15 protein-coding genes and 2 tRNA genes are annotated in these 11,278 nt (G+C 63.6%); 6 read left to right on the top strand and 11 right to left on the bottom strand.

Annotated features, from left to right (window positions below; all coding sequences use genetic code 11):
* The first annotated feature begins 158 nt into the window (after nucleotides 1–158).
* Nucleotides 159–235 (top strand) — tRNA-Arg (locus Q0R23_RS15005).
* Nucleotides 236–310: 75 nt separating this feature from the next.
* On the opposite strand, the gene Q0R23_RS15000 is transcribed toward Q0R23_RS15005, so the two are convergent.
* Both Q0R23_RS15000 and Q0R23_RS14995 read right to left on the bottom strand, forming a co-directional pair.
* Complete coding sequence (locus tag Q0R23_RS15000) at nucleotides 311–1,627, bottom strand: tyrosine-type recombinase/integrase (protein ID WP_293914249.1); 1,317 nt, start codon at nucleotides 1,625–1,627, stop codon at nucleotides 311–313.
* A 3-nt stretch (nucleotides 1,628–1,630) separates the two neighbouring features.
* Entirely contained in the window at nucleotides 1,631–1,867 is a 237-nt protein-coding gene (locus Q0R23_RS14995; RefSeq protein WP_293914248.1) for a helix-turn-helix transcriptional regulator, read from the bottom strand.
* A gap of 154 nt (nucleotides 1,868–2,021) precedes the next feature.
* On the opposite strand from Q0R23_RS14995, the gene Q0R23_RS14990 reads away from it, so the two are divergent.
* From Q0R23_RS14990 to Q0R23_RS14980, 3 genes are all read left to right on the top strand, one after another.
* A complete protein-coding gene (locus Q0R23_RS14990) occupies nucleotides 2,022–2,459 on the top strand; it encodes a glycosyl hydrolase family 65 protein (RefSeq protein ID WP_293914246.1) in 438 nt (145 codons plus the stop codon).
* Between the two features lie 83 nt (nucleotides 2,460–2,542).
* Nucleotides 2,543–2,914, top strand: a complete 372-nt coding sequence (locus Q0R23_RS14985; protein WP_293914244.1) for a hypothetical protein — start codon at nucleotides 2,543–2,545, stop codon at nucleotides 2,912–2,914.
* A complete protein-coding gene (locus Q0R23_RS14980) occupies nucleotides 2,911–3,171 on the top strand; it encodes a hypothetical protein (RefSeq protein WP_293914242.1) in 261 nt (86 codons plus the stop codon). Before Q0R23_RS14985 ends, Q0R23_RS14980 begins: the two co-directional genes overlap by 4 nt.
* 168 nt (nucleotides 3,172–3,339) lie before the next feature.
* On the opposite strand, the gene Q0R23_RS14975 is transcribed toward Q0R23_RS14980, so the two are convergent.
* Both Q0R23_RS14975 and Q0R23_RS14970 read right to left on the bottom strand, forming a co-directional pair.
* Nucleotides 3,340–3,840, bottom strand: a complete 501-nt coding sequence (locus Q0R23_RS14975) for a GNAT family N-acetyltransferase (protein WP_293914240.1) — start codon at nucleotides 3,838–3,840, stop codon at nucleotides 3,340–3,342.
* A gap of 11 nt (nucleotides 3,841–3,851) precedes the next feature.
* Entirely contained in the window at nucleotides 3,852–4,019 is a 168-nt protein-coding gene (locus Q0R23_RS14970) for a hypothetical protein (RefSeq protein WP_293914238.1), read from the bottom strand.
* Nucleotides 4,020–4,352: 333 nt separating this feature from the next.
* Between Q0R23_RS14970 and Q0R23_RS14965 the strand changes: the two genes are divergently transcribed.
* Nucleotides 4,353–4,868 carry a hypothetical protein gene (locus Q0R23_RS14965; protein ID WP_293914236.1) on the top strand — a complete coding sequence of 172 codons (516 nt, stop codon included), beginning with the start codon at nucleotides 4,353–4,355 and terminating at the stop codon, nucleotides 4,866–4,868.
* 128 nt (nucleotides 4,869–4,996) lie between these two features.
* Here Q0R23_RS14965 and Q0R23_RS14960 read toward each other — a convergent pair whose 3' ends face one another.
* The 6 genes from Q0R23_RS14960 to Q0R23_RS14935 form a co-directional block, all read right to left on the bottom strand.
* Entirely contained in the window at nucleotides 4,997–5,323 is a 327-nt protein-coding gene (locus Q0R23_RS14960) for a hypothetical protein (protein ID WP_293914235.1), read from the bottom strand.
* Complete coding sequence (locus Q0R23_RS14955; RefSeq protein WP_293914233.1) at nucleotides 5,320–5,631, bottom strand: DUF559 domain-containing protein; 312 nt, start codon at nucleotides 5,629–5,631, stop codon at nucleotides 5,320–5,322. The genes Q0R23_RS14960 and Q0R23_RS14955 overlap by 4 nt, the downstream gene beginning before the upstream one ends.
* Entirely contained in the window at nucleotides 5,628–6,041 is a 414-nt protein-coding gene (locus Q0R23_RS14950; RefSeq protein WP_293914231.1) for a hypothetical protein, read from the bottom strand. The genes Q0R23_RS14955 and Q0R23_RS14950 overlap by 4 nt, the downstream gene beginning before the upstream one ends.
* Entirely contained in the window at nucleotides 6,038–8,749 is a 2,712-nt protein-coding gene (locus tag Q0R23_RS14945) for a DNA-primase RepB domain-containing protein (RefSeq protein WP_293914229.1), read from the bottom strand. Before Q0R23_RS14945 ends, Q0R23_RS14950 begins: the two co-directional genes overlap by 4 nt.
* A gap of 169 nt (nucleotides 8,750–8,918) precedes the next feature.
* Entirely contained in the window at nucleotides 8,919–9,197 is a 279-nt protein-coding gene (locus Q0R23_RS14940) for a hypothetical protein (protein WP_293914227.1), read from the bottom strand.
* 74 nt (nucleotides 9,198–9,271) lie between these two features.
* Complete coding sequence (locus tag Q0R23_RS14935; protein ID WP_293914225.1) at nucleotides 9,272–9,862, bottom strand: hypothetical protein; 591 nt, start codon at nucleotides 9,860–9,862, stop codon at nucleotides 9,272–9,274.
* Nucleotides 9,863–10,239: 377 nt separating this feature from the next.
* Between Q0R23_RS14935 and Q0R23_RS14930 the strand changes: the two genes are divergently transcribed.
* Nucleotides 10,240–10,307 (top strand) — tRNA-OTHER (locus tag Q0R23_RS14930).
* Between the two features lie 45 nt (nucleotides 10,308–10,352).
* Here the strand turns inward: Q0R23_RS14930 and Q0R23_RS14925 are convergent.
* Entirely contained in the window at nucleotides 10,353–10,988 is a 636-nt protein-coding gene (locus tag Q0R23_RS14925) for a hypothetical protein (RefSeq protein ID WP_293914224.1), read from the bottom strand.
* Nucleotides 10,989–11,278: the final 290 nt, after the last annotated feature.

Here is an 11,278-nt window from a genome sequence, read left to right as displayed (position 1 = left end):
GTAGCATGATTCTGCTCAGAACATAATTTATGAGGCCAGATGGATGGACGCTCAAGGTGAGGTTTTGCGCTGCTGGGCGGGCGAGCAGTCTGCATGTCGCGCCGCGCCGGGTGGGATGCTCTATACTGCGCCGCGCAGGTTTCACGACCTGACCGACTGCACTCGTAGCTCAGATGGATAGAGCGGCCCCCTCCTAAGGGGCAGGCCACTGGTTCGACTCCAGTCGAGTGCACCACGTTCAGCACGGCAAAAGCCCCCGCCCAAGTGGTGGGGGTTTTGTGCCTCCAGTGTAGTAGCAGTGTAGTAGCGTTCAATTGAGCACCGCTGCCGCCGGGCTGGGTAAAACTGCCGGGGCGGGAAAGAGGTCGACCACCGTTGCCCTCAGCTCGTCGTCGAGGACATGCCGGTACACCGTCAGGGTAATGGCCGGGCTGCCATGTCCAAGATTCTTCGACACCACTTCCACCGGCACACCATGTCGAAGGGCGAGCGTGGCGTAGGTGTGGCGCAGGTCATGGGGCGAGATGTCGGGCAGCCGCTCACCGGCCACCACTGCCACCTTCAGCGCGTCGCGCAGGTCACGGGGCACGCGAGTCCAGACGCTACCCTGCCCGTCTTGTGCGGCCCGTGTCGGCTCGGTCCAGCTCAGCACCGCACTCAGGGCGCGGTTCAGGTTGTCCGGGTGCGTCCACTCTCCCAGGGCCGTAGCGAACAGCACGCCCCCGCTCTGCCACTCCGGGCCAGCCGTCGCCCGCTCGGCGTCCTGGGCGACCCTATGGCGCCGGAGCAGGGCGCTCACGCTGGCGGGCATGTGCAGTTCGCGCCGTGAGTTGGTGGTCTTGGGGTTGCCGGTCACGATGCCTTGCACGTCCATCACGCGAGTCTGCCGAATGCGTAGCGTGCCCCGGTCAAGGTCTACGTCTGCCCACTTCAGGCCCATCACCTCGCCGCGCCGCAAGCCCATGCCCAGCGAGAGGAACAGGGCGGGCCACAGACGGCACAGCCCAGCGTCATAGAGCGTCAGGCCGATGCCGTGCAGCCGTGCTGCCTGATCTGGACTCAGCGCCTTGACCGACGCCGTTTCATTGACGCTGATCTTGGGTAGCTTCACGCCGTCCATCGGGTTGACATAGATGATCTGGTCGGCCACCGCTTCCTTGAACACTCCGCGCAGCCGGGTCAGGGTGCGGCCCAGCGTGCTCCGAGACATGCGGGTGTCGTTCCGCATCTCGCGGGCAGCCAGGCGGGCTACCACGTCCTTGAGATGGTGGGGCCGCACGTCCTGTAGGCGCATGGAGCCGATGTGTTCCAGGGCGTAGCCCAGTTCTTGCCCGTATTTTTTGGCCGTGCGCGGGGTCACGTCATGCTGACGCCGCAGCCAGCGGGCCGCGAAGTCTTCCACGATCACCTTGTCAGGCTCACCGATCAGGCCGCGTGAGTAATCGGCCTGCACCTTGTTCATGGCGTCATGGGCGGCTTTCTTGCTGTCGGCCCGCCCTGAGCGGGTGATGCGCTTCCCGGCGGTGTTGTACCCCAGCGTGACTTGCCAGCGGTACAGGTCGCCTTCCTTCCAGACCGTGCCCTCACCGTTGCCGCGTGCTTTGGTCTTGCGCTCGCCCCCGGTCACAGCTCAGCCCTCCCGGCCCGTGTCTACCGGGTGCTCGCCCTCAGCCGCCTTGACCGTGAGCACGAGGCCCAGTTCTTCGAGGATGCCGCGCCACAGCCCCGGCACCTTACCCCGCTCATTCAGCGTGCGGCTGAGCGCTTGCGGTGTCACGCCCAGCTTCTCGGCGAGTTGCACCTGATTCAGCTTCCGGCTGTGCATGGCGTCTTTTACGGTCTGCCTGATCTCGTCATTCACGTTCATACGTTACCCCTTATGGTTTACTGCTGCCCATATATTACCCTAAATGGTTGACAAGATCAACCGTAATGGTTTACTATAAGGACAGCAGAAAGGGCACGCACTCCGACCAAGAAACACGCGCCCCCGCTGACTCCCTCGTACCGAAGGAAGCACCATGAACGATACCAAACGCCCGGCCCTGTCCCGCACCTGGCAGACCGTCACCACCTACCGCGAGTGCAGCGTGGTGGTCGAGGTCAGCCGCGACACCGTGACCCTCAGCCGCGAGGAAGTGGGCGGCAAGCTCAGCGCCCAGGTCAACGGCGAAGCGGTGGAGCTGGGCCGCGCTATCCGCCTGCTCAAGAATGCCAACAGCACCACCGTTACTGCCGAGGTGCTGGCCGCCCTGCCCGTAACCATCGGTGCTGCCCGCGCCGCGAAGCTGCACAAGCTCATGACCCGCGTGGGGGTGCCCAGCGTTCACCACTACGCCAGTGCGGCCCGCGCCACTGGCCGCGAAGTCTGGAGCCTGGCGAGCCTCACCGAACTCGAAGCCCGGCAGACCTGGGCGTATCTGCGCCGCATGTTCCCGGCAGCCCAGCACGCGGCCTAAGTTGAGCTTAGGGGTGTGACTGATGCTCACACCCCTTGCCCGCCTTCGACAGCTCGCCCGCTTGTCCACCAGAGGTAGACACCATGACCACCGACACCCCCAGCCCGGCCCTGACCTCGCTCACCGTCCTCGCTGCCCGCTGTGATGCTTGCGGCGCCGTTCCCGCGCTTGACCTGCCCGGCGGCTATCTGGAGTGCGCCCGCTGCCACGCCCGGCGGGTCATGCTCCAGGGCGCTGAAGATCACCTGGCCGCTGAACTGGCTCCGGTCCTCGCTGCCTGGGCGCACCACTGGAGCGCAGCGGGCCTGAGCCGTGCCCAGCTCGCGGAGGTGCTGGACTTGCTGACCTACCGCGCCCGCACCTATGAAGCGTGCGCCGCGCTGCTCGACGAAACCACCGCTGCTTATCCGGCGCCGGAGTACAGGTCAAGCCGGGCCGGTGAGGGGCACGAGTGAGGACTGAGCCGCCTCCACATGCCCGCCTGGGCCTGTACCGGCATGGCGACACGGTGAGCGAGAGAACGGCGCTGGAGTTGGTGGGCCGCCCAGACTTCCCCGCGTCATGGCTGATCGTGCCCAGCCCGGACGGGTCCACCCTGAGCCTGATGTGGGGAGATACGTGCAGTACGGCTGAGCTGAGCCGGTCTTCGAGCTGGAACACCATGCAGCGCTCAGCCATTCAGGCAGGTAAGCACCACAGCGGCAAAGCCTGAACGACTGACCCCTCACAACACGGCCCGGCTGCTCTGATGCGCCGGGCCTCTCGCTGTGCTGTCGGGGGTGCGGGAGGGTTTTACCGGCGCCGGTAAAGTGCTCTGCACTCGCACTGGGCGCTGCGGCTCTATCTCTTTGTCCCCTCAGACAAATTGGTCTGGCTCAACTCACTCCGCTTCGAGCAGGTCCAGAATCATCAACACGGTGTCTCGGCTGGGCTGAGTCACAGTGCGTTTGAAGCCCAGCCTTGTGTAGAAGCCGATACTCTCCGGCACGCTGTCCAACACCAGGAAGCGTGCCCCTACCGTCTCGGCGGTGCGCTGGGCCAGCAAGAGCGCGGCCAGCAGCAGGAAGCGGCCCAGTCCCGTCCGCTGGGCCTGAAGGTCAACGGCGATCAGTTCGAGTAGGACGCCGGGCACCGTGCGGGTACTCAGGGCGTACTCTTCGCGGTCTATCGAGTCGGCCAGCTCGAAGGACTCGGCCCGGAGCGCAATGAAGCCCAGACACCGGCCCCCCTCTTCTACGTAGTACGCCCGGCTGCGTCCCTCCCTGATAGCGGTCAGCAGCTCACCCCGAAGCGCTCCGTTCATCAGCGCGTTGCCACAGTCGAACGCCCCGCACCGGAAGGTGTGGGGCATGATGCTGAGTTGCCAGGACGCTTCAGTCAAGGGCGAAGCCGTCAGTCATGGGCCGGGGCCAGCGGCTGAGCCGGGGTGCGAATCACCAGCGTCTTGCCCAGCTCACGGGCGGCTCGCAGCGTCTCGCGCCGGGCCTGCTCGTCTGCCGGGTTGCGCTTCTCCGGGTGAAGAAGCTGATCGAGCGTTTCAGTGGTCACGAATAGTTTCATCTTGCACCGCCTTCAAGGCTTGTCCAGGAGAGTATAGGACAGGGGAGGACTCCACAGGGCAGCACCGGACACCATCAGCTTACCATTCACCTCTGACGTGAAGGTGACAGCGCCCGCTGTGAGTAAGGCTCAGAGGATGGGCCAGTGCGTCACCTCCCAGCGCCCCGGCAGGGTTGACTGACGCACCTTGCCCCACGCTACCGGGGCAGGGCAGGCCGGGCTTTGCCCCCACCCACCCCTCGCTATATACAAGAGGCCCTTCTCTTCTCCCCGCCAAAAATCCCCAGTACAGCGTGTGCCACCCTGCCGGGCTGAAGAGATTAGCCTGGAACTATGACCCTGAACCCCGATCAGCACAGTCCGCAGCAAGACCGCAGCCCGCAAGAATTGCAGCCGGTGACCGTGCGGGCGTGGACGCCCGCGCAGCGTGAGCGCAGTCGCCGGAAGTCCAGGTTTCTCAAAGCCCTTCAGGAGCACGGCAGCATCGCCGCCGCGTGCCTGGCCTCCGGCGTTCATGACACGACGGTCTGGCGCTGGCGCAAGCAGTACCCGGCGTTCGACAAGGCAGTTATCACCTTCATCGAGGGGGTCCGGGAACAACGTCTGGTCGAAAGCCTCTACCGGATTGCCACCAGTGAAGATCCCAGGATGGCGAACGCCGCCACCAAAGCGGGTGAGTTCCTGCTCAAGAGCTGGAACCGCGAGAAGTACTCCGACTCGCTGAAGATCGAACAGTCCATGACGGTTCATCAGAAAATAGAAGTCTCGATTGAAGTCAGAGATGCATTCCGGGCAGAGCAACAGGCCCGCTTGACCCAACTCGGCTTAAAGAAAACGATAGAGGGCTGAGGGCAAGGGCGCGAGGGGGCGGCTGTGCTCTCCTCCCCCTACGCGCCCGCACCTGAGTTCCCCGGCACGCCCGCCTTACCGGGTGCCCAACGCCGCCTCTTCTCTGTACACCGTCACGCGGCTGAACCTCAAGCCGGTTTCAGCGCTGAGAAGACGCTGTGCAGGCTGAGGGCGTTCTGTTCGAGGGTGTACCGGGTGGCGGCCAGCCTCCGGCGATCAGCGACGGAGGCCCTGAGCCTCACCCCTGAGCGGACTTGGGCCACCACGATGCACACTACCGCTCCGTCCTCTACCTCACCCGGTACGGCGGAGCGGTTATAGCTCAGCGCCTGGGGGTGCTCCAGGAAGTAGGCGCGGTCCAGTGCTCGCCCTGCTTCCTGGGCCAGCACCTGAGTCAAGGTCTGAAGGGCGCTCATCTCGCCGCGTTCAGTTGCCGCTCCGTTCAAGTGGTTCATGCCCTAACCTCCAGTGCCCGCGTGATGGTCTGCAAAGCCCGCCCGTCTTTCACCACCCTGCCGGTGAAGCGCAGGACTGTAAAACCAAGTAACGCCGCTTCGTTCAGCTTCTCGGCGTCCTTCTCGAAGCCCGCGCCGCGTGTGTGCCGTCCCCCGCTCCAGGTGCCGCCGTCCACTTCGCAGGCCAGCGACGGCGTGAACAGGAAGTCGAAGCGCCAGCGCCGGACGGGATGAAAGCGCACTTCTCGCTCGAAGCTCAGCCCGGCGAGTTGGAGCTGAGCGGCCAGGGTGTCGGCTAAGGCGCTCACCTGGCCCGCCCGCCCTGGCCGCTGTGCGCCTGGCAAGTGTGCGCCATGTGGATGCTTAGTGGCGCGGTATCCGGCCACCAGGCACCGGGCGGGGCGCCGCACTCGCCCAGGTATGGCCCCCAGACCGGCGCGAGGGTGAAGCGGGCGCAACTTCCGCAGTGGCCGGACTGCTGGGCCAACTCGCTCAAGTCGGCCCGGACCTTCGGGGCTGCCCTGAACGGCGCGGGCGGGTCAGTGCTCGGCAGACTCAGCGCAGCCAGCAACTCGGCTTTACTGGCCCGCACCTCATCGAGCAGCGCCGCCGGGGGCGGGGTGGTGGCCTTGAGCTTCAGACCATCCCCCGCCGCGTTCAGCATGACCAGCACGCCCGCCGCTTCCAGGCGCTGAAGTAGGGCAGCGGTGCCCGTCATACGTCTTCCTCCCAACCGGAGGCGGCGTCAAGCGTGGGGCGGTCAACTTCCGGCACTGAAAACAGGCCGGATGAACGTACACTACCTACACGATGTACACTTTCACCGTCTGACACGCTATTTTCGGCGTGTACATTGGCTTCTTCAATGTGCACGCCTTCAGCTCCAACGTACACGGGGCCGGGGGCGGCGTGTACGTTGCCCTGAGCGCGTGTAGGTTGGACCTCCCAATGTACACTCTGATTTTCGCTGTCCTGGCGCGGCTCTGTGTAGGTCGTGTACGTGGTGTAGGTTGAATCCGGCTCTTTACGCAAGACGTACCGCTCACCCTCGTTCGAGCGCCCGCCCGCCGTGATCTCATAGCCGGTCTTACGAAGGGCCGGGGCCAGCCGCCGCAACGCCGCCCCGAAGGCGCGGGGCGTTCTGGGCCAGCCCTGAGGGGGCCGGTGCTCATCGGGATAGCCTTCCTGTTCATTCAACGCGGTCAGCAGCCCCTTGACCGTGCCGCGCCAGTCCTGGGCGTTGTCTATGAAGGCCCGCAGCGCTTCCGCCATCGGTTCGCCGTCCAGCACGGTAGACGCCGCTTCGCTCTGCATCTGGCTATAGGCGCTTAGAAAGGCGCCCGCAGGCCAGGGCAGCCGGGCTTCGGCGGCCACGATGAGCCGGGCAAAGTCGGCCAGGCGCGGAGGGTGCTCAAGCTGAGTGGCCTCAAGATTCCGCAGCCCCTCCGCCAGCGCCGTGAGCAGGGCGCCCAGCAGTCGGGGCCGCGCCCGCTCATACCGCGCCGACAGAATCTGCTCCGGTTGCCGGTGCTCAGGGCGACGGAACATCACTGTCAGGGCACGTTCGGCCAGGTCAGGGCGGGCCAGCAAATCGGGGATGCCGTTCACGATCACCGGACGCACCGCCTTGAGCACCGTTTCTTCGGTGCCGCTGTACAGCTCCCGCGCCGCGAACGCGCCGCCCGTTGAGACTGTACACAGCGCGTCACTCAGCCAGGCCGGGATGCTGGACAGGTTATCGAAGCTCAGGACGTGGGACGCCTGGGCGGCAATGAACAGGTCATGTTCCTGCTTGGGTGCCCGCCGCCGGTCTGCCTCGCTGGGGTCGAGCAGGTTCTTGACGGTGCTACCCCCGGTACTCTTGCCTGACCCCTGTTCCCCGCTGAGCGCCAGGACCGGGTAAGGGCTCAGACCCGACGCCGCGCCCAGCAACCACGACACGCACATCATGAAGCCCCGGTCATCCGTGCTCAGAAACTCGCGCAACTCGTTCAGGTCGCCGCCTTGAACGGGGGCGGGCAACGCCAGAAACCCGCGTGGGCGGGTGAAGCGCACCGGGCACTCAAACGGTTTAATGCTCTTCCAGTAGCCGCGCCCGACCTGTACCACCTCCCAGCTCTCGGACCCCAGATCAAGGTAAGTGTGGCCGTCATGGTGCGCCACCCGCACGGCGGTCAGGTGCTCTTGCCCCTCACGGCGGGCCAGCGATTCCATCAGGCCCAGCGCCTCCCCCTGGGCCTGGCCGTTCAGTGAACGCTTTTCCTTGCCCCAGTACAGCGTTTGGAGGTAGTCCCGCGCCGCTCGTGAGGGCAGCCGGTAGTGTTCGCGGTGCCCGCTTCCGGTGGCGGTCATGAAGGCGTTGCCGCTCTGGTCGTGCCACAGTTCGGCCCCGGCTTCGAGAGCGTACTCCAGCGCCCGTGTGCCTGCCGGGGGACGCTTGTTTCCGGAGTCCTCGCCGTCGCTTTCGGCATCGTCACTGGGCCTCTTCGCCTTGCGCTTGCCGGTAGCGGTGCCGACCTGCGCCAGCAACTCCGGCTCAGCCTGGCCGTCTGCGAGGGCACGGGACAGGGTGGCTTGAACTTCGTGCTCAGGCAGTCCGGTTTGAAGGGCCGCTTCGCTCAGCGCCGCCTCCACCTCGCTGCGTTCCAGATGTCCGCCGCCGTTCAGTCGCCCGGCTTTGAAGGCCAGAGTGTTCAGCGCGGCATTGCGCCCACCTTCCGCTGTACCTGCCAGCTCATCGGCCAAGCTGTGCAACGTGGTCAGGGCGTACTTCCGCTGCGTCTGAGCCTGAGTGCTGGGCCTGTCGCCAGGGAGAGGCAGTGCCGGGCGCTCGGAGGGTTCAGCGCGGGTGGGCTTGATCGGCACCGGATACGCGGCCTGAATCTGGGCCAGGGTAAAGCGTTCACCCGTACAGGACACGAGGCGCGACAGAACCGGCTCCCCCTTCTGATGGAGGTAGCCAGGCATCCGCATGACCCGGCTGAGCCCCTTGCAATCGTTCGGTTGCGCCCCCACTGCCTGCGCTATGGCTTCCTGTTGCCGGTCAAAGGCGGTGTTGTCGAGGGGTACGCTCTCGCCCTCAGCCAGAATCCAATAGGTGTGGTACTTGCCCGGACTCGTCTCCAACGTCAGGCAAGGTGAAAGCGGCCAGACTTCGGGCAGCGGTGAGCCGTCGAAGTCGGCACAGTAGGCACGGATGCGGGTAACGTTCCCAGCCTTGCGCCCTTGGCCGTCGCCCTCGTTCACCATCAGGAACACCCCAGCGCCGCGCCGGTTGAGGTCGGCCAGCTCTGCTAGGTCGTAGAGCACACGGGACAATGTGCGGTCTTTACCAGGGCGGTCATCGAAGGTCTGGAAGGTGTGTGGGCCGCTGAACTGGGCGAGGTAGAGGGCCGTGTCTGTGGGGAGTAGGTCGGCCCGCGTCACGCTTCGACCTCCCCGGACTGAGGCGGCATGTCCTTGAGCAGTTTCCAGGCGGTGGCGTTGCCCCTGGCAGCTTCGAGAGTCAGGAACGCTCGCAACACGAGCCACTTCATGCGGGGTAAAATAGGGGTGTTCAGTTCTGCCCCGCCGCCCTCTCGTCCAGGGCGGCTCATCAGTTGGCCCCGTGTGAGCTGCCGACCAGCCAGGCCCGCAGGGTGTCGGGCGTGAAGGTGCTGGAGAAGTCTCGGAGGTCGCTCCGCTCCTCAGCGGCCCGCTCGATCAGCCGGTCAAAATCCGAGCGCCGGACCACTCGCCGTTCGCCCCGGCCCCGCTGCCCCAGCACGATATGGGGAAGAAGGGCGATCAGTTCCGTGGTGAGATCACGGCCCAGGTTGTAGTTCTTGCGAATGTCCGCTACGCCTAAAAGCTCTGCTGAGGTGTTGGTATTCATGCCTTTATGCTCAGGCGGACATACCGCGACGTTCGGGAATTAGAGCGGGCAACAGCTTCTCTAATTCCCGAACTTCAGTCGAGCAGTGTGATAGGGATACCAGCGTACTCAGCGAGGGCGAAGGTGTGCTTCTTCATGGTCTTGTGGTCTGGGCGATCGGTGCCTTCCCCCAAGCGATGCACGAGAGCCGTCCAGCCCGGCGGGTGCCCCCCGCTTCTGCGAGCCTTCGCGCACTCGATTAATCGCCAGGTCAGCCAATCTGCGACTTCGTCAGGCTTGAAATCACCAGTCACCGGGAGCCGAAACCCTGTCTTAGTGAGCACTGCTTTGAAGTCTTTTTCTTCAAAGTCGCCATCTGAATACTGCTGTTCTAAGAGTTTCTTCGGCTTCTCCTGTATGTATTTAGCTGCGTGTATCGCAGCCCAAAGCACCGGGTTCCCGTGGTGATGTTGTGGTGCGTAGAGTGCAGACCCGACTACGCGAGCAGCAAGCGGTCTAGCCCAGTCAGTTTTATCAAGCCCCAGTGACATGGACCAGAGCGAAAGTTTCTCAAGCGCCCTGTGGTCAGGCAAAGGAGTCTGGTTAGAGAGAAGTGCATCGACTAATGCCCAATAACCCTCTGTGTCACGGGTGGCTTCATAGTAGGCATCCCCAAGTAACCGCAAGATGACAGGGTAATCGCAAGAGGCAGAGACTAACCTTACCCTGATCTCAAGAGGGCCGAAAAGTCTGTGCAGCTTGAGCGTCCCCCGCCTGGCTTTCCGACCCCGCTTGTTTGCCCCATCATCCATGTACTCACCAGCTCGCGCCCGGAGTAGATTGGAGAGGCCAGACCCACGAAAGTTGGCCCGCTCCTCCGGGGGCGGTTTTCTATTTCTATTCTACCCGTTTCTAGGCGTGTCAGACGATGTACAGGTCGCCTCAGTTTCAGTGTAGTAGCGGTGTAGTAGCACGGTAAAACTGGGCATTTCTACTCATTCCTGAAAATGCCTGAAAAGTAGTAAACGCCGTTCCAGACGCAAATTCACAGTAGCCCTCAGTAGCGCTTAGGAGTGGTGACACGTCCTCCTAAGGGGCAGGCCACTGGTTCGAATCCAGTCGAGTGCACCAAAGAAGGGGAAAGGCGCAGAATTTTGTATCTGCGCCTTTGACCGTTTAGTTTGACGCCGCCTTGTCTATGTATGGACGCCATTTCTTGGTCTCTAAATGTATGACCGTCGAAATTCTACTGGTCGACTGTATACCTTTTAGCGGTCCATCCTGAAATTCTCGACCTTGCAAATTTCCTAGAGATTCCAAAGCGAAGCTTGGCTTTGAGATTTTTATCCACCAGTTGTCGGGCGCGACCCAGACCGTTGTGACCTCCTCGCCAATATCCGGTCGCTCCCAAGTGTAATAGTAACGTTCCGCTTCGGTGCTTACCTCTGCCGCCTCTAACGTGCTCGGATTTTTGCCCATGCTTGCCAAATCGCTAGCGAGTGATATTGAAGGCTGAGGCTCCAAATTTGCTTTTGCCTGAGCTGCTGCCTTGTTCGCCTCGGCTTGTGCGGCTTGTGCCTCAGCAGACTCCCGGCGGGCCGTTTCCTCTGCGGCGATGTTCTGGGCAGCTTGAGCCGAGGCTCGTTCGGGAGGTGAGATGGTTGCGCCTGCCAACAGCGTCAACCCGATCCAGGCGGCTGCGGCAAACCAGCCTTTCCGCGCGGCACCAGGGCGCCTACGCCTCGCCAGAACAACAAATACCAGCATGGTGATGAATGCAACGCTTGACAGAAGAGAGAAGAATCCACTCATATTTATCAAGATGACATGTAATTTTCATTTCTAACGAAATACTTATGAAAATTAAGAGACGCTGAAGGTAGAACTAGCCTGGGTTGTGACCCAGCGTCGCGCGTGCCGCATCGTACCCGGCGGCCTGCTCCGGCCTACTCCTCTTCCTGATCGTCCTCCGGCCTGGCACCCCGGCTCATCAGGGCGCTCAGGGCCGCCTGGGCGGTGAGCTGGCCGCTCGCCACCGCCGCCACCCCCTGCACGATGGGCAACTCGAAGCCCTGCGCCTGTGCCCAGGCGGCCAGCAATCC

The sequence above is a fragment of the Deinococcus sp. genome (genome assembly GCF_025362455.1).
Taxonomy (GTDB): domain Bacteria; phylum Deinococcota; class Deinococci; order Deinococcales; family Deinococcaceae; genus Deinococcus.
This window is presented reverse-complemented; position numbering and strand designations above follow the sequence as displayed.

Coding starts and splice junctions, on each gene's coding strand:
- Q0R23_RS14990 (WP_293914246.1), top strand. CDS start 2,022: ATGAACGATACCAAACGCCCGGCCCTGTCCCGCACCTGGCAGACCGTC.
- Q0R23_RS14925 (WP_293914224.1), bottom strand. CDS start 10,988: ATGAGTGGATTCTTCTCTCTTCTGTCAAGCGTTGCATTCATCACCATG.
- Q0R23_RS14995 (WP_293914248.1), bottom strand. CDS start 1,867: ATGAACGTGAATGACGAGATCAGGCAGACCGTAAAAGACGCCATGCAC.
- Q0R23_RS14960 (WP_293914235.1), bottom strand. CDS start 5,323: ATGAACCACTTGAACGGAGCGGCAACTGAACGCGGCGAGATGAGCGCC.
- Q0R23_RS14965 (WP_293914236.1), top strand. CDS start 4,353: ATGACCCTGAACCCCGATCAGCACAGTCCGCAGCAAGACCGCAGCCCG.
- Q0R23_RS14985 (WP_293914244.1), top strand. CDS start 2,543: ATGACCACCGACACCCCCAGCCCGGCCCTGACCTCGCTCACCGTCCTC.
- Q0R23_RS14970 (WP_293914238.1), bottom strand. CDS start 4,019: ATGAAACTATTCGTGACCACTGAAACGCTCGATCAGCTTCTTCACCCG.
- Q0R23_RS14940 (WP_293914227.1), bottom strand. CDS start 9,197: ATGAATACCAACACCTCAGCAGAGCTTTTAGGCGTAGCGGACATTCGC.
- Q0R23_RS14950 (WP_293914231.1), bottom strand. CDS start 6,041: ATGACGGGCACCGCTGCCCTACTTCAGCGCCTGGAAGCGGCGGGCGTG.